This is a genomic window from Erythrobacter longus (genome assembly GCF_000715015.1).
Classification (GTDB): domain Bacteria; phylum Pseudomonadota; class Alphaproteobacteria; order Sphingomonadales; family Sphingomonadaceae; genus Erythrobacter; species Erythrobacter longus.
Genome location: NZ_JMIW01000001.1, coordinates 725,785 through 747,005 on the forward strand (window position 1 = coordinate 725,785; position 21,221 = coordinate 747,005).

The window sequence follows — 21,221 nt, forward strand, 5'->3', positions numbered from 1 at the left end:
TCAGGATAACCCACCACCGTCATTGCGAGGAGCAAAGCGACGCTGCAATCCAGAGCTGTGGCGTGCGCCGCCCTGGATTGCTTCGCTCCGCTCGCAATGACGAAAATGCCCAAACCGTCACCCCGGCCCCCGAGCCGGGGTCCAGAGCCACAAAGCACCGAGCCCAGCCGCCCTAGACCCCAGCCCCAGAGATTTCAGGCGCTGGGGTGACGAGGTTGTGTTTTGTGGAAACAGACCACCAAGCCAAGCCCACCCCCAACCCCTCCCGCTTGCGGGAGGGGAACGAGACTTCGCGAGCCGCTAGGCAAGCGCTCATCACAGCGGGGTGAGAAGGTTCCGACCACGCCCTAGATGGTCACGTAATGTCAACAGTCTGGCACCACCTTAGAACTCGTGACAAACCCCGATTGAAAACTTCGGGTGCCAAGTCTTCAAGTGGCACGGCTCCGCTCTTTGTTATCCATTTCGGACGTCGTCCGTGTGCAGCATCCCCGCGAGCAATCCAGATAGCTCGCAGCTGCTCAAAAGTTTCTGGTTCTTCATCCCTTAAGTTTCTTCCAAACAAAGTACCCAATCCAATTGAAAGGTGCTTTAGCAAGTCAGTTTCTGAAGTATTGAAGTCTGATTTCTTCTTGCCTGCTTTGTCGAGAATTTGATCGCGCAAACTCTCGATTGCGCCGCACCCAAGGACACAACTTCCGAAGTAATCTCGAGAAGCAAAGTTATGGTAGGCCTGAAGCTCCAATGTGCGCCATGAACTAGATTGCTTGAAGCCGATATAATTCGATGCCTTCTTCCAAAGCGCTGCGTCGAGAGGTACTAAATCATCACTCGCAGTTCTGACTCCGCAGATCGGAATGGCCGAGCCTTCTAAGGTGCTTTCCGCATTTACGGGGATGATAAAATGAAGCGCGCCGGTCACTGCTTCATAAGACCGTCCCCCCCACCACTGACCAGTTAGGTTGCGAACTCCGTCAAGCAGCGGTTCAACAACGTATTTTGGCACCTTCTCGTAGAAGTCGGTCAGATCATTTGTAAATACCCGAACTCTAAGCGAGTCTGCCGGGAGAACCTTGGCTTCATCCGCAAGCTGATCACCTTCTCCGTAACCGCCATAGAATTGAATTGAGGCACTTGCATCAGCGTTAGTTTCCGGTTGCGCAGCTACTTGAAGTGGGAACTGCATATCAAAATCTGGCATGAACTTGTTTGCATTGACCAGATTGAATTGAGGATTTGCACGAAAACTCGGGTGCGAAAGCCTAAATGGCTGGCCGACAATTATTTTTGTCCCGTCCAAATCAAGCTCAAGTTCTGGAAGCTCTTCGTTGATTAAGAGGACGCCACTAAAGCTAAAGAACAACTCAAAATACTCTGCATTATTCCTTGCTATGGTTGGACTCTTGGATGTCACGAATTTTTCGATATCAAACATGAGAAGCGGCCTCGTATGACATAGTTTTTCGCACCTTCGACCATAGGCGGAGTGCAAGCACGACACCGCATCCGGCAGCGCCCGTAGTATCAGTTTCAATGCTCGGACTCAGCAGTCTTATGCGGCCCCTCAAACTTCGTCACCCTGAACTTGTTTCAGGGTCCATTCCAGGCTCAGAGCTCAGTTTTCGCGATGGATGCTGAAACAAGTTCAGCATGACGGGGTGGTCACCCCACCCCCTACTTGCCCCGCTCCAACATCGGCGCCAGATACTGCCCGGTAAAGCTGCGCGGCTCTTTTGCGACCACCTCGGGCGTGCCAGCGGCTACGATCTCGCCGCCGCGCACGCCGCCTTCGGGGCCCAGGTCCAGGATCCAGTCGGCGGTTTTGATCACGTCGAGATTGTGCTCGATCACCACCACGCTATTGCCCTGCTCGACCAGGCGGTGGAGCACTTCGAGAAGCTTGCGCACATCCTCAAAGTGAAGGCCGGTCGTCGGTTCATCTAGGATATACAAGGTCTTGCCGGTCGAACGCTTGGCCAGTTCCTTGGCGAGCTTCACCCGCTGCGCCTCTCCGCCTGATAGCGTGGTCGCCTGCTGGCCGACCTTTACATAGCCGAGCCCCACCTCGCACAGCATCGCCATCTTGTCGCGGATGGGGGGGACGGCTTTGAAGAATTCGGCCGCGTCCTCAACCGTCATATCGAGCACATCGGCGATGGAGAGGCCTTTGAACTTCACCTCCAAAGTCTCACGATTGTAACGCTTTCCGCCGCATTCCTCGCAGGTGACGTAAACGTCGGGGAGGAAGTGCATCTCGATCTTGCGCACGCCGTCGCCCTGGCACGCCTCGCAGCGCCCGCCTTTGACGTTGAAGGAGAAGCGGCCCGGTTTGTACCCGCGCGCTTTGGATTCGGGCAGGCCAGCAAACCAGTCGCGGATCTGGGTGAAGGCGCCGGTGTAGGTGGCGGGGTTGGAGCGCGGGGTGCGGCCGATGGGGGATTGGTCGATCTCGATCACCTTGTCGCAGTGGTCGAGGCCTGTGACCTTGTCATGTTTGCCAGCGATGATGCGCGCGCCGTTGAGGGTCCGTGCAGCAGCCGCGTAGAGCGTGTCGATGGTGAAGGACGATTTGCCCGAGCCTGACACGCCGGTGATGCAGGTAAAGGTGCCAAGCGGGATGCTGGCGGTCACGTCTTGCAGATTGTTGGCGCTCGCCCCGTGGACGGTGATGGAGAGGCCATTGCCCTTGCGCCGCTCTTTAGGAACAGCGATTTCACGCTTTCCGGTCAGATAGTCGGCGGTTAACGAGCCCTTGGCTCTCATGATCTGTTTGAGCGTACCTTGCGCAACGATCTCGCCGCCGCGAACGCCAGCGCCAGGGCCAATGTCGACGATATGGTCGGCGGTGCGGATGGCGTCTTCGTCATGCTCGACCACGATGACGGTGTTGCCGAGGTCACGCAGGCGTTTGAGGGTTTCGAGGAGCCGGTCATTGTCGCGTTGGTGGAGGCCGATGGAGGGCTCGTCCAGCACGTAGAGTACGCCGCTAAGCCCGCTGCCAATCTGGCTGGCGAGGCGGATGCGCTGGCTCTCCCCGCCCGAAAGCGTACCGCTAGTGCGGTCGAGGTTGAGGTAGTCGAGGCCGACGTTGTCGAGGAAACCCAGCCGCTCGTTGATCTCCTTGAGGATCGGCTTGGCGATCTGGCTTTGTTGATCGGACAGGTGATTGTCGAGGTCGAGGAACCACGCTTTGGCATCCGAGACGCTCATGCGCACAGGTTCGGCGATATCGGTCGGGCCATTGGCACTTGGGATGCGCACAGCGAGCGATTTTTCATTGAGGCGTTTGCCACCGCAAGCCTCACACGGCTGCGCGGTCTGGAACTTCGACAGCTCCTCCTGCATCCACGCGCTTTCGGTCTGGGCCAGACGCCGGTTGAGATTGCCGATCACGCCCTCGAACGCCTTGTTGACGGTGTATTCCTTGCGCCCGTCCTTGAACGTCAGAGGCACCGGCATTCCGCCTGTGCCGTGCAGGATGATAAGCTTTTGATCCGGCTCCAGATCGCGCCACGGGGTGGTGATGGTGAAGTCATACGCCTTCGCAAGACTGGTCAGCACCTGCATATAATAAGGCGACGGCGGGTTAGACTTTGCCCAAGGAGCAACCGCCCCCTGTTTCAAGGTCAGCCCCTCATTGGGGATGACGAGTTGCGGGTCGAACAGCTGCTTTTCACCGATGCCATCACAGGTCGGGCATGCGCCTTGGGGCGAGTTGAACGAGAACAGGCGCGGTTCGATTTCTTCGATGGTAAAGCCGCTTACGGGACATGCGAATTTCTCTGAAAAGACGATGCGGTTGGCAGGGATGCCCGCCCCCTTCATCGCTCCCCCAGAGACGTCCTCATCCTCGCGCCCTGGTACCACGCCGTCGGCAAGGTCGAAATACGCCAGCCCGTCGGCAAGCTTGAGCGCCGTTTCAAAAGAATCCGCCAACCGCGTTTGCAAGCTGCCATCGCCCTTGTGCTTCACCGCGATCCGGTCAACCACCACCTCAATGTCATGCTTGAACTTCTTGTCGAGCGCGGGCGCTTCCTCAATCGGGTACAGCTCGCCATCGATGCGCACACGGGTAAAGCCCGCCTTCTGCCATTCGGCCAGCTCGCGGCGATATTCGCCCTTGCGGCCCCGCACCACTGGCGCAAGCAGATAGGCACGCGTCCCCTCGGGCAATTCCATCACCCGGTCGACCATCTGGCTGACTGACTGTGCAGAGATCGGCTTTCCGGTAGCAGGCGAATAGGGCACCCCCACCCTCGCCCACAAGAGCCGCATATAGTCATAAATCTCGGTCACCGTAGCGACGGTCGAGCGCGGGTTGCGGCTGGTGGTCTTTTGCTCAATCGAGATCGCAGGCGAAAGCCCGTCGATATGCTCAACATCGGGCTTTTGCATCATCTCCAGGAACTGGCGCGCATAGGCGCTCAGGCTCTCGACATAACGCCGCTGTCCCTCGGCATAGATCGTATCGAAGGCGAGGCTAGACTTTCCCGAGCCCGACAACCCCGTCACCACGATCAGCGCATCGCGCGGCAGGTCAATATCGATACCTTTAAGGTTGTGCTCACGCGCACCGCGGACAGAAATTTTGGTTAGAGACATGAAAGAGCGTGTTCCGCAAATGTTCTGATTGGTCAAGAGGAGGACAACCGCAAACGGTCCCTCATCCCCCACTTGGTCTTTAGGATGTCCGAATGCAACGCGCGGGCGGGCGGTTGGTTGCGCACTTTTTGGGGGTAGCGAGACTTCAAAGCAAAGTGGAACAGGCCATCGTCCATCTCGCAAGCCATCAGGCGACCTTAGACTTCCTATCCCAAGCCCAGCGCCAGCACCTCTGCCCGCTCGCGTACCAGCACCGCCTCAATCGGGTCCAACACTTCGCGCACCTCCGGCAATTGGCGGATATCGTTATACAGCGGATTGCCTGTGACCAGCCCGACCGAGGCGGTGTCGATATGCCCCATCGTGTACGGCCAGCCATATTCGGGCAATTTGCGAACAGCGGCGATGGCGCGAGGCCCGTCACCTTTCACAGCGGCAAGCTGCAGGTCCCACAAAACCGGTTTTATCCAGCCCGTGTCCGCCGTTTGCCATTTCGCCAGATGCTCTTCCGCCAAGCGCAGGTGCTGCATGGCTTCCTTTTCGCGCCCGGCCTTGCGCATGATGTGCGCGATGTAGGGCGAAAGCGCGGGGATGATCTCGGACGAATAACGCGTCTCATTCGCCATCGCCACATATGCTGCATGATCGGCAAACGCCGCATCATAAAGCGCACGCAACTCAGCCTCGCGGCCCGACTTTAGATAGAGCGGTAAAGAAGGCATCAGAAGGGTCGGTGATTGCCACAGCCTTTGAGGCGTCATCCCTTCTGCCTCCATCTGCTCGCGCGTGGGCAACTCTCCGCTCAAAACCATGCGGACCAGTTCCAATGGGGCCTCGCGCGGATTGATTTCCTCGCCCTCAACCGGAAAGCCAAGCAGGACGCGGATCATCCGGTTTTGGAGTATGACCCCGAACCGTCGCTCGCCTGCGCTTTGTGTCGCTGCAGCTCTGCTGCTGAGCACCATGAACCTCGAGAAATCCCCCTGAATGCGGGCAATGCGGGCCTCGGCAAGCAGTCGCTGCGACGGGGTAACGGCCGCAGAAAGGATGTCATCTTCGATCTGGTAAGCGGCCTTAAGGTCGCCAAATTCCGCAGCAAGGTCGGACGTTCGCCAGCTTGCTGGCCACAGCGGGTCGATCTTCACCATTCGCATGGCCGGCTCAAGGGGGTCCTCACCGCTCAGCTGCAGAAGAAATTCGTGCCGCGTTATGCCAAGCCAATGCCACGCTTCTGAATCGCCCGGATCAAGCTGTGTCGCCCGGTCGAGCATCGCGAGCCGTTCGGCCGGATCATCGTCCAGCATGCCTGCAACCTTGAGCGCATCGACCGAATTGGGATCGAGTGATAACGCGCGGCGCGCAAGTTCGCGAGCGCTGTCCATATTGGCCATCCGCTCGGATTGATCCGCCACGGGGTAAAGAAAGGTGGCTTTCGCAAATCCTGCCCAGCCATCGGCGAATTGCGGGTTCTTCTTGGTGACTTCATCAAGGATCGAATAGGCGGCTTTGCGTTCCTCAAGGCCTCTGGTCCGCAACAGGCCGCTTGCGGTAAGGTAGAGGTTAAAGTCGCCGGCCGAGACTTCGGCACGCGGTATGCGGCCCGAGACGGGACGGCCAAGCGAGGTGACAATGGCGCGCGCCGATCTCAGGGGCAGATATTGGGCGTCATCAGGGGCGCTTGTGAACTCTTCGCGAAAAGTGGTCTCTTTGGTCGCGGACTCGATCAGACTTGTGCGAAGGCTAACCCTGTCTGCCCCAACGCTCAAACTGCCGATCCAGGCGTAGTCCGCGCCAAGGCGCTCGCATATTTCTGCCGCGCTAAGGCCCTCTTCAAAAAGCTGGCGTGCGGTGTCAGAATTGGAGACTTCCATCTGGCCGACCCGGGCAAGTTGCCCACGAAGCTCAGCTTCAAGCCCTCTTGCATAGAGTGGGTCCACATCTTCGTCGAAATTGAGCGGGAGCATGGCCACGCGAATGGGCGGCAGGGCTGCATTGCCAGACGGCTGCAGCGCAATAACTGCGACCACCAAAGCAATAACCGCGAGCACGCCGCCTGCTGCCCATCCATAGATGCGCCGGCGTGATTTTGCGGGTTCGTTTGCGGGTTCGGGTGAGGGCTTTGTTTCGCTCTCTAGTGTGCCTGGCTCAGGTGATGCAGGCTGCGACACCATCAATCGATACCCAACCTTGGGCACATTTTCGACCACCGCATCTTCACCAGCCACCGCCTTAAGGCCGCTGCGCAAAAGAGAGATAACCCGGTTGGTCGAAGTATCGCCAACTATGCGCCCTTCCCAGCATCTCTCGATCAAATCATCGCGCGACAAAATAATGCCTTGGCGCGCAACCACCACCGATCCCAGCGCGACCAGAACCTGCATGACCTTGGGCTCGAGCATCGCTTCGCCAAGGGGGCCTGTGATTTTTCGCAAAGACGGCTGAACCTGAAGATCCCCGATGGAAAAATCCGGCTCATGCGCAAGGTCAATACGCCGTGCGCGCGCATCAATCTCTTTATCCGTGCCAAAAACAGGCTCGTTCACGTTGCACTCCCAATCGGTCTTCACGCTTCCGTTCAAGCGCCGACCACCCACAAAGAGTAGTGCATCAAATCGCGCGCCTGTCACCCAATTTTCCGCAATATAAGCTTTCCATAAGCGCAAAATCACTGGAATCACAGCGTTTGTGTGCAGCGCGATAAGAGCGCGTTCGGCATTCTCCAACTCGTTCAGCAGGCACCGGCACAGTCCGGTCAAGCCCGCCAAACACGACACACACGACGATCAACGTCCGCCAGTTTTACACGCCTTCTATCCTTCATGGGGGAAGGATGAAGGGCGGTCACACCAAAGGAGAATATCAATGAACACTCTTATCAAAACCGCCGCCACTATTGCTCTTGGTACTGCTGCAGCTTTCGCAAGCCCGGCCGCTGCTGGGGGCGCGCCGCAGGTTTCTGTCAGCTATGCCGATCTGAACCTGTCCAATGAAAGCGGCGTCCAAATCCTTGATCGCCGGATCGACAAGGCAATTTCGAACGTATGCGGCGGCATGGCTCCGCGCGATGTGAGCCGCAACCTGCAATTCAAGGCGTGCGTCAAAGAGACCGCAGCCCTGGTTCAGCCCAAGCGCGATCTTGCCGTGAGCGATTACCGCGAAGGACGCCTTGCCATGCGTGAACGCGTCATCCGCTTCGCCGCGCAATAATCCAGGCTTTCAAGAATTCGCCTCTCACCTGTTCTCCCTCTCCGGTCAGAACTCGTGAGGGGCGGACCCTTTGCCCGGCCCCAAATACCCGGCCCCAAATACTCGGCCCCTAATACCCGGCCCCTATTACCCAGATGTGCGAGATTTCTCTGTCTTGGCGCATCACAACCTCGAAAGCCCCGGATGCCAGGTCATCCGGGGCGTTTTTTGTATTGGGTGACGCGGCTGGCTTTAAAGCCCGACCATTTCGTAGAATTTTTCGACCAGTTTCTCAGCGATCTCGGTCAGTCGTTTATTCTCAGGCGTTGATCGAAGCGTGGCCAAGGACGCAAGAACCGTAAGCGTCTTCAATCCGAACCCGCCGACATATCGAAGGAAGCTTTTGCGGGCGGCGTCCGGCTTCTCGTTTGCATTAAGCGCGCCCGCTTCAATCGCGAACTCTCGTCCCTGTTTTACAAGATTGCGTGCCTCGATGTCATATTTGTCCGTGCTCGCATCGCCCTCACGCGCTTTTTCCTGCAATTCTTTGAGATTGTCGATCAGGCTCTCAATCGCGTCAGGGCTGTCATCCTTCACAGGAACATTGGCAAGCTCACGGGTTTGCTCATCTGCTGACGCAAGCGCATCAAAGCACTCGCCATGCGCTGCGATAAGCTGTTCCAACGCTGCCTTTTCTTCGCGCATGGTGGCGGACGAAAGGTCCGCAGCCCCTTCGCCAAGCACTTTGATGTATCGATCAAGCCCGCGCCAGCTGGAATCGCGACCATACTGCGTGAAATGATCATCATAGAGCCTGAGCGAGCTTTGCATCATGCTCGACAAATTGCGCTCGTTCAGGCGAGCGAGATCAAGCATCATTCGAAGCGCATCCATGGCGCTTGCAAGCTCTGAGGGAAGCTCGGCAGCGTTGAGAACAGCATCGGGCGCAGTATCAAGCTTCCCGTCCGCGCTCGCAATAACGCCGGGGTCGAGATGCGTGGTCAGCGTTTGTTCGACATTTTCGCGGGTGAGCGCACGCGGCTTCCACTCGATCCACTTGGCCATGGCCTGTTTGCGCCGGTCAGGCAGCAACCGTGTGAGATCGCAAAAACTCAAACCATTCATCAAGGGCTTGAGATCAGCCCGGTCCAGCCGGAAGGCGAGCATACGTTGTTCCGCAGTGCTCGCATCAAGGTAATAGGAATGCATCCACTCGTCCGCGCATTCGTCCGATTGAACATAGCCATCGGAGTAGAGGGCAATCACTCGGTCGGCGCGTTCGATTGCCTTGTAAGATTGCCCCTTGGTGCCGCCGCGTTGGGGGAGGATGTAGGTCTTGCCCATCAGATCCAGAACGGTGATCAAGTCGTTGAGCGTGGCCGTGTCGCCTTGGGCATGGCTGATGAAGAAGTCGGCCCGCGCTTCCGGTCGTTCTATGGGCGTGCGAAGGCTGTCGACTTTGGCCTTGATATCCGCATTGACCTCAGCAGGTTCGCGGGACCACCAGTCGTTGTCTTGTTCGATTATCCAGCGGTAGAATGCCTCATCGGCTGCATCGTCGAAATCGGCGAAAGCGTGCGGCAGTCCTTCGATCCGGCCGTAATACCACTCGCGCCAGATTTCGAAACCTTGCCTTGAAGCGGAGAGCTCACGAGCAGCCCTGCCCCATGTTTTTTGAAACCAATCGGGTTTTTCTTTCCAGAGCGGGGTGGCGGCTATTTTCTCCGGAGCGTCCGTCTCCTTTAACGCGCGACATTCGATGCCTAGTTGTTCCCAGATAGTATCACCAGCATCTGTGACGGAGGCAGCTTTTGCGACCGCGTAGGCAGCAGTTCGGGCGGCATCGACTTTAGTGCGCATAGCAAGGGTGACGGCGGCGCCAGAAGCACTTTGGGCACAGGCGATGACTTCTGTGACTTCAGAGTTGAAAGACCGTTCGTAGGAAGCCGTAAAAAAGGCAGCCAAATCTGCAGCCTTGCGGACATTATAGTCGACCGGAATCTCAGTTGCAGCCGATGATACTAATAATGATCGCAGGACCTTTACGGTCAATTCAGGGAGCCTTCTGGATCGCTCCCAGTTCCACGGGTCAGCCACATGCGGAAACACTCTCAAGGCGGCGCGCAAGGAAAGCACCTGCGCCCACTCGTCGGGCCTGAACTCAAGCCACTCTTCAAGCTCTTTACGTGATCCAATCTCTACCGCCATCCCACGACTATCCCGGCTGCGAAACCTGTTGGCAAGGGTCTATCTTTGCGCATCGCTTGACCGGTTCACGCATCGACTCGAATGCCCCGTCAATCGCCCGCCAAAACCTCAATTACAGCCCTTTAATTGGCCCTGAGGCCCCTATTGCCGTAGCGACAGCACAGCACCTTCGGATAAGACCCTTCTAGCCAAGCCACTGGAAACACTGCACTTTCTCGCCATTTAGGGGGTACAGAAAATATGAAGTGTCGCGTTTTTACATTTTCGTCGATGCTTAACGCCTCTTTTGCACAACCTTGCCAGGCGCTCTTCGGGTCGCAACGTGAAGGCGCGGGGTAAACCTGTTAAAGAGATGCGGCGCTCCTAACCCGCCGCGCTGGGCTGGTGTGTCATTGCTCGTAAGAAGGTTCGTCGCTGCACCCGGCGCCCCTTTCTTGCCTTCAAAGCATGACGCATCAGTCCGGCAACCATCCTGAAAAGGTGTGAAATAGGCAACGTCGGCTTCGGCCCCTAATCACGCCTCTTTCATGATTGTGCTGCCCTTTAAGGAATTGTGTCTGGATGTGCGCGGATGGGACATGCCCGCTCATGTCCCTCGCCAATGTGGTCCCCTCCCGATACGCGCACATTGCGCAATGACTAACACTCGCTCCTTTACCTTTGGCCATAAGCCAATCTTTAGGTCCGCCTCCAGGGTGGCCTCACCGCCTGCGGTGATCTATCTGGGCGATGCTAGCCAGGATGCTAGCCAGGACGCCAATAGGGGCGCTAGTGGACGACGCGCAACCAGTGATAGGACGCAAACGACAAGCGAACCTGCCCAAAACACGCAAAACTGGTCCCTCAAACGCCGTATCGCAGCGCTTTTGGCGGTGATCGCAGTGCCCGCAATGGCGGCTCCTTCCGATTTTGGCGCGCTGCCCGGCGGCGCTCCGACAGAGGCGCAATTGGTCAGCGAGCGCCTGCAGGAAAGCCTTGCGAAAAACCCTGCAATGCCGTTTGAGCGTCCAGGAATGAGCTTTCCGGGCTCGGCCTTCTTCTTCCTCGCAGACCCGCCGTCCGATGCGCTGATCGCGTTGCCGACGACTGATGCGCTTTCGCAAGAAATTGGCGAGGCTGGCCGCGAAGTGGGCGCCTTGATTGACGCAGGGCCAGGCGCAAGCCCGTTCTTTGGGACAGGCGGCACTGATCTGGCGCGCGCGCAAGACTGCTTGGCTCAAGCCATCTGGTACGAAGCGGCAAGCGAGAGCGAAGCAGGCCAGCGCGCCGTTGCGCAAGTGGTGCTGAACCGCGTCAAACACCCCAACTGGCCCAGCAGCGTTTGCGGCGTCGTCTACCAAGGGTCAAGCCGCAGGACCGGGTGCCAGTTCACCTTCACCTGCGATGGCAGTTTGCGGCGCAAAGCCAGCGGCAGCACGTGGGCGCGCGCGCAAAACATCGCCAGCGAAGCCTTGTCTGGCCGCGTCTATGAACCCATCGGGCACGCAACCCATTACCACACGCTTTGGGTGAACCCTTACTGGGCCTCCAGCCTCGACCACGTCGGGACAATCGGCGCCCACCGGTTTTATCGCAATCGCGGGTCTGGCGGGCGCAAAGATGCCTTCACACAAAGCTATGCCGGAAAAGAACCGGGCGCTGGCGAGCGCGTGATCGCTGCGCCGCGAATTGAAATGCCGGACTTCATCCAGAATTCTTCTGTGGTTGCGCCTGCAAATGGCGGTAATTCCACAAGGATTCCGGCGCCAGCGGCCGGACAGCGAGGGCGATCATCGACCTCTGCAGACGAGATCAACACGGTCATCATCAGACCCGAGGTCGCAGGCGCAGGGCAAGTGCGCGACGATTATGCCAGCGCTGGCCAATGGAAAAGCGATGCTGCAAGAGCCGCCTTACAAGCGGAACAACGCCGCCTCGCCGAAGAAGGGCCTAAGTAGGCCAAGCAGGCGCCCAACCCAAGCCAAGCGCCCACCCAAAGCCCCCCGGTCCTATTGCACCGGAACTCCTGCACGCAGCGTCAGCAGGGTTAACGCTCCCTAAACCTTAGCTTCACACTAAGCCTTAGGTAGACCGCGTCTATATCCTCAATCGACGATACACCCCACCCTCTCCGGCAAGCCGCGTTCAATTGCGAATGTGAGCACCCGGGCGGCGACCCTAGATTGGACAAAGACGCCCCATGTCGATCCATTTTGCTGCTGCAAAACCTGCTGGTTTGACCGCGACCAGTTCGCCCGGTGCAAAAATTCTTGTGGCGCGCGCACAAAAACGGGTTGCCAATGATAATGCCGATTTTGCCGAAAGATCGCAGAATAATGACCGCGTCATGCGCGCCGCATTGCGCCATTTTGCCACTCACGGCATGGGCGCTGCCAAGGTCGCGCGCGAGCAGGCGGAAAAGGCATTTTTTAAAGGCGACCGAGACACTTACGATTGGTGGGTGGATATCACCCGGACCCTCGATCGGCGCGTTGCGGCAAGCGTGTCAGGTCAAACCGAACCCTTAAGCAGCACGCCAGGCCCAGGCGCACGCTGAACCAGGGTGCCATCCCGCTCACAAAGGCGGCGCTTCCACTCTATGGTTAACGGGAGTTGACAATTTTTTAACCCTGTTCCAGCGATGGGGGCATGGGCAACGCAATTGATGATAAGCGTCCGCACGACCTGTCGCTCGAACAGGCAAAGGGACAAACCGGGTCAGCACCTTCGTTTCTTTTGAAAGAGGCGGGCGGCACAGAGGGCGATACCATCTCGCCCGGCCTCCTCCTTCGTACAACGCCCGATGGTGTCGAACACGTCCCCATTGTTCACCCCGATCGCCAGCCTGCGCAATTCCAGTTCGGCAAAGCGTGGCAGCATTTTCAGAATTTTCGCAAAGACAAAGAACAAACCGATGAGATCATCGCTGTTCTGGATGCTCTTCCGTGGCGCGGGATGGCAGATGCTGCAGCGGCATTTTTATCGACCAAGCGCGGCCGCGAAATTTTCAATTCAGAGCCCTATCTTCCCGATTTTCTTGACGATCACGCCGCTCTTCGCAAAACACCAAAAGGCAGCTTTGCCCATGCCTATTGCGATTTCATGGAGCGTGAACAGCTAACCGCAGCCGGAATGGTCGAGGCCAGCAATGCCGCGCGCAAAGAAGACGTGGTGCGCTTCGATGACGGGGTGGACTGGTACAACGACAGGCTCCGCGATTTTCACGATATTTTGCACATCGTCACTGGCTATGGTCGCGACCTTTTGGGTGAACAGTGCGTCTTTGCCTATATGTATCATCAACGGCCCAGCCCGGGACATTTGCTGACTGCGTGGCTTGGCACTTTAATGATGAAATCCAAGATCAAGACCGATGCACCCATCATCGGAGCATTGCTTGAAGCGCGCCGGAATGGGAAATCGTGCCCACGTATCGTCGAACAGCCCATTAAGGAGCTGTTTGCATTACCGCTTGAGGAAGTAAGGGCCCGTTTTAACACGCCCCACCCCCATGTTTATCATAAGGTTTTGGAGACTTACCGCTCTGAAGGGATCAACCCCCACGCTTTCATGGCGGCAGAAGCAGCCTAAGCGCCGAGGCTTTTTACACTTATACAAAGGCTTAAACGGAGCGCCGTCCGATAGTCGTTTGTGTCAGGCTGATGTTAACCACTCTGTGACCTCTTTGCCCTAGTTTTTATGCAAAGAATAACGAGGAACTCAGTCATAAAAAGCGTTCGCGCCTTTTTCTCCCGCTCAAAAGCGGACAATGCAGTCGATGCCCAGATCCGAGGGACGCTGGTCGATTCACTGTATTCAAGCCCATTGAATTTGGCCATCGGCGCGATAACTGGCCTCGTCATCGCTTTCTACACCGCCTACAGCATCGACGATGTTGCGTTGCAATCAGTGGCCTATGCTCTTGCCGCGGTCGTAGCATTTCGTTTCTCAATCATCGTTGCGCACCGATTTAGCAATGGCGAGGATTCTCGCACTCTTGAGCTGTTGTTCGAAATCGGTGCGTTTGCCTATGCTCTTGCGGTTGGGGCAATGGCGACCCTCGCGATTGTCGAAGGGGTAGATCCGCTCGCTCAGATGGTGCTGACAGTTTACGCGGTTGGATATGCGACTGCGATTGCACCGAGAAATGCAGGTCGCCCTGTGATCGCTTTGGTGCAAATGTTGCTTATATTGGGGCCGATTTCCGTTGGTCTTTTGTTAAGCGAGGCCTCTCTTGCACACGCCTTGGGAATTGTTGCCCTGCTGCATATTCCATCCGTCACCACGATCACCTTGAAGGTGTACAGGTCGCTTCGGAACTCTATCATTTCCGCTCAGGCAAATGCCGAATTGGCAAATGAAATGCGCGAATTGGCGCGGACTGATGTCGTGACGGGGCTCGCCAACCGCGCGGGTCTTGACCATGCTGTCGCAGAAACGATTGAACATAGTGAAGAGGGCGCGAGCCTTGCTTTGATCTGGATCGACCTTGATCGTTTTAAAGAAGTCAACGACGTGCTTGGACACCCGGTGGGCGACAAGGTTCTCAGAGGCGTTGCAAATCGGTTGATTGATGTATCGCCTGACGGCAGCACGGTGGCACGTTTCGGTGGCGATGAATTCATTGTGTTCTGCCCGGTAGATAACTTGAAGCACGCCGAACTTATCGCAAGCGAGATCCATTTCGAGATCATGTGTCCGTTGCGTGTCGACGGTGAATTGCTGGAAATCCGCGCATCCTTGGGCGTTGCCATTATCCCGGACAATGCAGTGGATGCTGACCAGCTGATGCAGCGTGCAGACTTGGCCTTGTACCACGCGAAAGTGGGCGGCCGGGCGCAAACGTGTTTCTATGACCCCTCAATGAGCCGCGATCTTGTGCGCCGCCGCGAAATCGAAGCCGAGCTGCGCATAGCCATTCAGCGCGATGAGCTTTCCATTTTCTTCCAGCCGATTGTCGATCTGGAAACAGGCCGGATCAGGTGCTTCGAAGCGCTTGTGCGCTGGTTCCACCCGGAAAAGGGAGAGCTTAGCCCCGGCGAATTTATTCCTGTTGCGGAAGAAACCGGCGTCATCGTCACCCTTGGCAATTGGATCACGGTTCAGGCTGCGCGCATTGCTGCAACCTGGCCCGAGGATGTCACCTTGGCAGTGAACCTGTCGCCACTGCAAATCCGTGCGCCGGGCGCGGCGCTTGGCATCAAGAATGCGCTGCGAGAAGCAGGGCTTGATCCCCACAGGCTAGAGCTTGAGGTGACAGAGAGCCTGTTTATCGAAGACAACCATTCCACATCTGCCTTTATCGAAGAGCTTTCAGCGCTCGGCGTTCGCTTTGCGCTCGATGACTTTGGCACCGGTTACTCCTCGCTTGGCTACATCAACAAATTCCCCTTCTCCAAGATCAAGGTAGATCGCAGCTTTGTCTCGGGTTCGGAGGCTGGACAAAAGAGCGATGCCATCATTCGGGCCGTTGCCAAAATGGGTGCCACCTTGGGCATGGATATTGTGGCCGAAGGGCTTGAAACACCAGAACAGGTGAAGACGGTGCGCGACGCAGGCTGCAATCTGGGTCAAGGGTACCACTTCAGCCGCGCCGTGCCCGATTATCTGGCCGCGATGCTATTGGCTCAGGAACGCGAAAACACCGCTTTCCGGGCGATCGCCTGAGGCCTTTCAACTACAACACAGGGTAAAGCGGCGGCCAAGGACTTTCCCTTAGCGCCTTATTGCAATTGCAAACTGTTTGCAAAGATAACCGCCGCATAAGACCTTTTGCTGGTTGCAATCGCTTCTAACCATGCTTAATCCCACGGCCAACACGGGAAGATGGCGAGTTGGGACGGTCGCCTCTAACACTTTCCAAGGTTCCAATTCTCCGTCCTGAACGTTCTGGGAAGGATCACCCCTCTATGGCCCGCAAGAAAATCGCGCTTATCGGCTCCGGCATGATTGGCGGCACGCTCGCTCACCTCGCCGCAAAGAAAGAGCTTGGCGACATCGTCCTGTTCGACATCGCTGAGGGCATGCCTCAGGGTAAAGCGCTCGACCTGTCGCAGTGTGGCCCGGTTGAGGGGTTTGACGCGAAGATCACCGGCTCCAATGACTATGCCGATATTGCGGGCGCAGATGTGGTGATCGTCACCGCTGGTGTTCCGCGCAAACCCGGCATGAGCCGCGATGACCTTCTCGGCATCAACCTGTCCGTCATGAAGTCCGTTGGCGAAGGCATCAAGAACAATGCGCCCGACGCTTTCGTCATCTGCATCACCAATCCGCTGGACGCGATGGTTTGGGCTCTGCGTGAGTTCTCTGGCCTTCCGCACAATAAAGTCGTCGGCATGGCCGGCGTCCTCGACAGCGCGCGTTTTGCAACCTTCCTCGCTTGGGAGTTCGATTGCAGCGTTAAAGACGTCAACGCCTTCGTTCTTGGCGGCCACGGCGACACTATGGTTCCGGTGAAGAGCTACACCACGATCAACGGCATTCCGGTAGACGACTACGCCCAGATCAAGGGCGTTTCGGCGGACCGCATCGACGAAATCGTAGACCGCACCCGCAAAGGCGGCGGCGAGATCGTTGGCCTTCTCGGCAATGGTTCAGCTTACTACGCACCGGCAACTTCGGCGATTGCGATGGCTGAAGCCTACATCGGCGACCAAAAACGCATCCTGCCATGCGCAAGCTATGTCCAAGGCAAATACGGCCTCGACGGGCTTTACGTTGGCGTCCCCACAGTGATCGGCGCAGGCGGCACCGAAGAAGTGGTCGAAATCGAACTCAGCGACGAAGAGAAAGCCAACCTCAAAGTCTCAACCGACGCGGTCGAAGAGCTGCTTGAGGCGTGTAAGGCGCTGGATAGCTCGCTGGCGTGATGCCCTTCACCGCCGCTCTCTCAATTCTTGTTGCTTTGGCAAGTCCGCAGATGGACTCCGACACGGAAACCCGCCTGCGGGCAGCGCCGATTATGGTCGCGCACACTCATTGTAGCGGTGAGCCCGGTAGTGAGTGGGTTCGTGTCGAGGGCGATGATCCATACGTGACCAGCGTGCGTGACTATTGGGATGCCGCACGGAAAAACTCTCGAACTAAATACCAGCAGGAGTTCTTTCGCGGGGTCGATGGCAATGGCGAACCTAACGGTGCCTACCTGCAACACGCCATGCTTGGCACTGCCAAATCAGGCCAACATAGCTGCATCATCCACTTCCTTGACCGCGCGCCTGAGGGTGTAGGTAAAACGGAAATGGAACTTTTCTCTCAGGGATCAGCCAGGGACGAGATGATCCGGCTTCTGTGGAATGAAACCACTTGGGAGGTCACGCTCTCGCCCGGTCTTGGGTACGATTTTTTCTCGATTTCAACTTTCACGGACGGTGAGAAGCCCAATACTTCGATACCCAACCATCCTTTCCGCGGTACGCAATATCGCTTTTTAAAGCTCGGAGCTTTTTGATCAATGTCCATCCTCATCAACAAAGACACCAAGGTCATCACCCAAGGGATGACCGGCAACACCGGCACCTTCCACACCCAGCAGGCGCTCGATTATGGGACCCAGATGGTTGCGGGTGTCACGCCCGGCAAAGGCGGAACCGAGCACATCGGCGTGCCGCAATTCAACACCGTGCGCGAAGCCAAGGCGGCGACCGGTGCGACCGCAAGCTGCATCTACGTCCCCCCACCCTTCGCAGCAGACGCGATTTGCGAGGCGATCGATGCAGAAGTTGAGCTCATCATCTGCATCACCGAAGGCATCCCCGTGCTCGACATGGTGCGCGCCAAGGCTGCTCTTAAAGGCTCCAAATCGCGCCTCATCGGCCCGAACTGCCCCGGCGTTCTGACGCCAGATGAGTGCAAGATTGGCATTATGCCGGGCTCGATCTTCAAGAAGGGCTCTGTTGGCGTGGTCTCGCGCTCCGGCACGCTCACTTATGAAGCGGTGCACCAGACCACTATGGTTGGCCTCGGCCAGACCACGGCGGTCGGCATTGGCGGAGATCCGGTCAACGGCACCAACTTCATCGACGTGCTTGACCTGTTCCTCGACGATCCTGAGACCAAGTCGATGATCATGATCGGCGAGATCGGTGGCTCGGCGGAAGAAGAAGCCGCAGCCTTCCTCAAGCAAGAAGCCGCCAAGGGCCGCTCCAAGCCAACGGTCGGCTTTATCGCAGGCCGCACAGCGCCTCCGGGTCGCCGTATGGGTCACGCAGGCGCGATTGTGTCAGGCGGCAAAGGCGGCGCGGAAGACAAGATCGCGGCGATGGAAGACGCCGGCATCCGTGTATCGCCCTCACCATCAGAGCTGGGCACGACGCTCGACGCCATGCTCAAAGAAATGGCCTAAAGCTGAAGGGCGCTTTGCCGATGATGGCAGAGCGCCCCGCTCCTCCTCCCCGGGACAACGCACATGAACAAAGAAACCGCCAATTTCATCCCTGAAATGACCGATCAGGAAGGCCCGCAGCCCGGTCCTTCATGGGCCAACCCCAAATGGATGGCAGAGGTTGCCGACGCGGGCGCTGACCTAAACGCGGCAATGGACTCCACGCAAATGCGCATAGTGGTCGAAGAGGCGGTTAAGTCTGCATCCAAAGCGGCGGGCAAACCCACCGATGAAGAGGCGCTTCGTTACGCATCGGATTTGTCCAACAAGGCAATGACGCTGGTGCGGCTTTACCGTGTGCGCGGGCATTTGGCGGCTGATCTTGATCCGCTGGGCCTGTCCCAAAAACGCGATCCAGCCGACCTTACTCTCGCCTTTCACGAGCTCGACGGCAAGGAGAACGAAGAGGTCTATGTCGGCGGCATTCTGGGCATGGAATGGACCACCGTTGGCGCGCTCTACAATCGCCTGCGCGAAGTGTATTGCGGCAATGTCGGCCTTGAATATATGCACATCGCCGACACGGAAGAGCGGCGTTTCCTGCAAGACAAGTTCGAAAGCCCCGGCGACACAATCGAGTTTACGCCAGAGGGAAAAAAGGCGATCCTCGCTGCCGTCCTTCGCGGCGAAGGTTACGAGGAATTCCTCGGCAAGAAATACGTCGGGACCAAGCGTTTCGGCCTTGATGGCGGGGAATCGATGATCCCGGCACTTGAGGCCGTCATCAAGCACGGCGGATCGTCCGGCGTTCGCGAGATTATCTATGGCATGGCGCACCGGGGCCGTTTGAACGTCCTCGCCAATGTGATGGCCAAGCCATACAAAGTCATCTTCCACGAATTTTCCGGCGGCACCGCCAACCCCGAAGACGTGGGCGGTTCGGGCGATGTGAAATATCACCTTGGCACAAGCACCGACCGCGAATTTGACGGCATTTCGGTGCATATGTCGCTGACCCCCAACCCCTCTCACCTTGAGACGGTGAACCCGGTTGTTCTGGGCAAAGCGCGCGCGCAGCAGGCGATCCGCGATGATCTGACCAAGAAGCAGCAAGTGCTTCCCGTCCTTATCCACGGCGATGCGGCCTTTGCGGGACAAGGCGTTGTTTGGGAAAGCCTCTCGCTCTCAGGCGTGAATGGCTATGACACGGGCGGCTGCATCCACTTTATCATCAACAACCAGATTGGCTTTACCACTTCGCCAAAGTTTGCGCGCAATTCGCCTTACCCAAGCGATGTGGCGAAAGGCGTGATGGCACCGATCCTGCACGTCAACGGCGATGACCCCGAAGCGGTGACTTTCGCATGCAAGCTTGCAGTGGAGTATCGCCAGACCTTCCACCGCGATGTTGTGATCGACATGTGGTGCTATCGCCGCTTTGGTCACAACGAAGGCGACGAGCCCAAGTTCACCCAGCCATTGATGTATGACGTCATCAAAAATCACCCCAAGGTCAGCCGAGTTTACGAAGAGCGCCTGATCGCAGAAGGCGTGATCGACGAAGGCCACCGCGAAACCGTCGCACAGGAATTTGTCGACCTTCTCGAAGAAGAGTTCGAAGCGGCGAAAAGCTATTCAGCCAATGAAGCAGACTGGTTTGGCGGGCGCTGGGCCGGGTTGAACAAGCCAGCCGATGACGAAACCGCGCGCCGCAGTATTGAAACCGCGCTTGAGCGAAAGACGTTTGATGCGCTTGGCCGCACTCTGACCGAAGTTCCAGAAGGCGTGAACATTCACAAGACCTTGGGCCGCGTGCTGAATGCGAAATCTGAGATGTTCAGCTCTGGCGAAGGCTTTGACTGGGCCACCGCAGAAGCGCTCGCCTTCGGCAGTCTTGTGATGGAAGGCTACAACGTGCGCCTGTCCGGTCAGGATAGCGGGCGCGGCACTTTCTCGCAGCGTCACGCCGTCTGGGTCGACCAGAAAACCGAAGACAAATACATTCCCCTGACCACCCTGCCCCACGGCAAGTTTGAGGTCTATGACAGCACTTTGTCGGAATACGGTGTGCTTGGGTTTGAGTATGGCTTTGCCATGGCAGACCCGAAAAGCCTCGTGCTGTGGGAAGCGCAATTTGGCGACTTTGCCAATGGCGCGCAGATCATGATCGACCAGTATATCGCCAGCGGCGAGGCCAAGTGGCTTCGTGCAAACGGTCTGGTGATGCTGCTGCCCCACGGGTTTGAAGGGCAAGGTCCAGAGCACTCCTCCGCCCGGCTTGAACGCTTCCTTCAGCTGTGTGCGAGCGACAACATTCAGGTCTGCAACATCACCACGCCTGCCAACTACTTCCACGTTTTGCGCCGTCAGATGCTGCGGTCGTTCCGCAAGCCGCTCGTGATTATGACGCCAAAGTCGCTTTTGCGTCACCCGATGGCGAAATCTCCGCGCGAGGAGTTCATTGGTGACTGGCAGTTCAAGCGGATCAAGTCCGACCCATCCATGGAGCCGGGTACCCCTGCTGATGAGAAGATCAAGCGTGTCGTCCTGTGCTCAGGCAAGGTCGCCTATGACCTGATTGAGAAGCGCGATGCAGAAGGCATTGACGACATCACGATCATTCGCATCGAACAGCTTTACCCCTTCCCGGGGGACCCACTGGGCAAGCGCTTCAGCCGCATGAAAAACCTGAAAGAGGTGATCTGGTGCCAGGAAGAGCCCAAGAACAACGGCGCTTGGTTCTTTGTTGAAAGCCGCATTGAAAAGTCGCTCGAACTGGGCGGACATTTCGGCATGCGGCCGTTTTATGTCGGGCGCGAGGCCTCTGCTTCGCCAGCGACAGGTCTTGCCAAACGCCACGCCGAGCAACAAGCGACACTCGTCGCCGAAGCTCTTGGTCTTGCTGAATAATTCAAGCACA

Annotated in this window: 13 protein-coding genes; 9 read left to right on the forward strand and 4 right to left on the reverse strand. The window is 57.5% G+C overall.

What is annotated here, in order from left to right; genetic code table 11:
* Positions 1 to 355: 355 nt before the first annotated feature.
* The 3 genes from EH31_RS03510 to EH31_RS03520 all read right to left on the reverse strand — a co-directional run bounded on the left by EH31_RS03510 (position 356) and on the right by EH31_RS03520 (position 7,145).
* Entirely contained in the window at positions 356 to 1,435 is a 1,080-nt protein-coding gene (locus EH31_RS03510; protein ID WP_034958104.1) for a hypothetical protein, read from the reverse strand.
* Between the two features lie 239 nt (positions 1,436 to 1,674).
* Complete coding sequence (gene uvrA, locus EH31_RS03515) at positions 1,675 to 4,602, reverse strand: excinuclease ABC subunit UvrA (protein ID WP_034958105.1); 2,928 nt, start codon at positions 4,600 to 4,602, stop codon at positions 1,675 to 1,677.
* Between the two features lie 206 nt (positions 4,603 to 4,808).
* On the reverse strand, positions 4,809 to 7,145 hold the full coding sequence (locus tag EH31_RS03520) for a winged helix-turn-helix domain-containing protein (protein WP_152553444.1): 2,337 nt from the start codon (positions 7,143 to 7,145) through the stop codon (positions 4,809 to 4,811).
* Positions 7,146 to 7,464: 319 nt separating this feature from the next.
* Between EH31_RS03520 and EH31_RS03525 the strand changes: the two genes are divergently transcribed.
* Positions 7,465 to 7,809, forward strand: coding sequence for a UrcA family protein (locus EH31_RS03525; protein ID WP_034958107.1), 345 nt, complete (start codon positions 7,465 to 7,467; stop codon positions 7,807 to 7,809).
* A 231-nt stretch (positions 7,810 to 8,040) separates the two neighbouring features.
* On the opposite strand, the gene EH31_RS03530 is transcribed toward EH31_RS03525, so the two are convergent.
* Complete coding sequence (locus EH31_RS03530) at positions 8,041 to 9,996, reverse strand: toll/interleukin-1 receptor domain-containing protein (RefSeq protein ID WP_034958108.1); 1,956 nt, start codon at positions 9,994 to 9,996, stop codon at positions 8,041 to 8,043.
* A 695-nt stretch (positions 9,997 to 10,691) separates the two neighbouring features.
* On the opposite strand from EH31_RS03530, the gene EH31_RS16695 reads away from it, so the two are divergent.
* The 8 genes from EH31_RS16695 (at position 10,692) to EH31_RS03570 (ending at position 21,211) form a co-directional block, all read left to right on the forward strand.
* The gene (locus EH31_RS16695; RefSeq protein ID WP_051698902.1) at positions 10,692 to 11,933 is read left to right on the forward strand and encodes a cell wall hydrolase; all 1,242 of its coding nucleotides are present in this window, start codon (positions 10,692 to 10,694) and stop codon (positions 11,931 to 11,933) included.
* Between the two features lie 242 nt (positions 11,934 to 12,175).
* A complete protein-coding gene (locus EH31_RS03540; protein WP_051698903.1) occupies positions 12,176 to 12,532 on the forward strand; it encodes a hypothetical protein in 357 nt (118 codons plus the stop codon).
* A gap of 92 nt (positions 12,533 to 12,624) precedes the next feature.
* Entirely contained in the window at positions 12,625 to 13,566 is a 942-nt protein-coding gene (locus EH31_RS03545) for a Coq4 family protein (RefSeq protein WP_051698904.1), read from the forward strand.
* A 234-nt stretch (positions 13,567 to 13,800) separates the two neighbouring features.
* Complete coding sequence (locus EH31_RS03550) at positions 13,801 to 15,642, forward strand: putative bifunctional diguanylate cyclase/phosphodiesterase (protein WP_241765816.1); 1,842 nt, start codon at positions 13,801 to 13,803, stop codon at positions 15,640 to 15,642.
* A 242-nt stretch (positions 15,643 to 15,884) separates the two neighbouring features.
* A complete protein-coding gene (gene mdh / locus EH31_RS03555; protein ID WP_034958110.1) occupies positions 15,885 to 16,847 on the forward strand; it encodes a malate dehydrogenase in 963 nt (320 codons plus the stop codon).
* Positions 16,847 to 17,428, forward strand: a complete 582-nt coding sequence (locus EH31_RS03560) for a hypothetical protein (protein ID WP_034958113.1) — start codon at positions 16,847 to 16,849, stop codon at positions 17,426 to 17,428. The genes mdh and EH31_RS03560 overlap by 1 nt, the downstream gene beginning before the upstream one ends.
* A gap of 3 nt (positions 17,429 to 17,431) precedes the next feature.
* Positions 17,432 to 18,322 carry a succinate--CoA ligase subunit alpha gene (gene sucD / locus EH31_RS03565; protein WP_034958115.1) on the forward strand — a complete coding sequence of 297 codons (891 nt, stop codon included), beginning with the start codon at positions 17,432 to 17,434 and terminating at the stop codon, positions 18,320 to 18,322.
* Positions 18,323 to 18,385: 63 nt separating this feature from the next.
* On the forward strand, positions 18,386 to 21,211 hold the full coding sequence (locus EH31_RS03570; RefSeq protein ID WP_034958116.1) for a 2-oxoglutarate dehydrogenase E1 component: 2,826 nt from the start codon (positions 18,386 to 18,388) through the stop codon (positions 21,209 to 21,211).
* Positions 21,212 to 21,221 lie beyond the last annotated feature (10 nt).

Bases quoted from the DNA above. Each gene is read 5' to 3' on its own strand.
- EH31_RS03510 (WP_034958104.1), bottom strand. From the start codon at position 1,435: ATGTTTGATATCGAAAAATTCGTGACATCCAAGAGTCCAACCATAGCA.
- uvrA (WP_034958105.1), bottom strand. From the start codon at position 4,602: ATGTCTCTAACCAAAATTTCTGTCCGCGGTGCGCGTGAGCACAACCTT.
- EH31_RS03525 (WP_034958107.1), top strand. From the start codon at position 7,465: ATGAACACTCTTATCAAAACCGCCGCCACTATTGCTCTTGGTACTGCT.
- EH31_RS03530 (WP_034958108.1), bottom strand. From the start codon at position 9,996: ATGGCGGTAGAGATTGGATCACGTAAAGAGCTTGAAGAGTGGCTTGAG.
- EH31_RS03540 (WP_051698903.1), top strand. From the start codon at position 12,176: ATGTCGATCCATTTTGCTGCTGCAAAACCTGCTGGTTTGACCGCGACC.
- EH31_RS03545 (WP_051698904.1), top strand. From the start codon at position 12,625: ATGGGCAACGCAATTGATGATAAGCGTCCGCACGACCTGTCGCTCGAA.
- mdh (WP_034958110.1), top strand. From the start codon at position 15,885: ATGGCCCGCAAGAAAATCGCGCTTATCGGCTCCGGCATGATTGGCGGC.
- EH31_RS03560 (WP_034958113.1), top strand. From the start codon at position 16,847: ATGCCCTTCACCGCCGCTCTCTCAATTCTTGTTGCTTTGGCAAGTCCG.
- sucD (WP_034958115.1), top strand. From the start codon at position 17,432: ATGTCCATCCTCATCAACAAAGACACCAAGGTCATCACCCAAGGGATG.
- EH31_RS03570 (WP_034958116.1), top strand. From the start codon at position 18,386: ATGAACAAAGAAACCGCCAATTTCATCCCTGAAATGACCGATCAGGAA.